1 protein-coding gene is annotated in these 264 nt (G+C 51.9%); it reads right to left on the reverse strand.

From position 1 onward, the window contains the following. Positions 1-264, reverse strand: a 264-nt coding sequence (locus tag OGY07_RS02890) for an MliC family protein (protein WP_286598545.1), incomplete at both ends; no start/stop codon positions are given.

The raw sequence follows: 264 nt of genomic DNA on the forward strand, positions 1-264 counted from the left end.
GGCTTGCAGTTACTGAGAACGACTTGCTTTTTTCCGCCATCGTGGGTTGAAAGGTTCATGTCGTTGTTCTTCCCCCAGAGTTCGTAGGAGTGGTTTTTGCTGGTAGAGATGTAGCGTACTCCTGATGCACTCTTGGCGCGTTTCAGCGGGACAAGCTCATCCATTTGCAGCATCACGGCATAGTCTCCGACGTACACGACATCCAACGTCTTTCCGCCTTCGCAAGCGTACTTGGTCTGGATCATCTTATCCGCCGCTGAAGCA

It is taken from the genome of Citrobacter sp. Cs237, from assembly GCF_030332325.1.
Lineage (GTDB): Bacteria > Pseudomonadota > Gammaproteobacteria > Enterobacterales > Enterobacteriaceae > Citrobacter_A > Citrobacter_A sedlakii.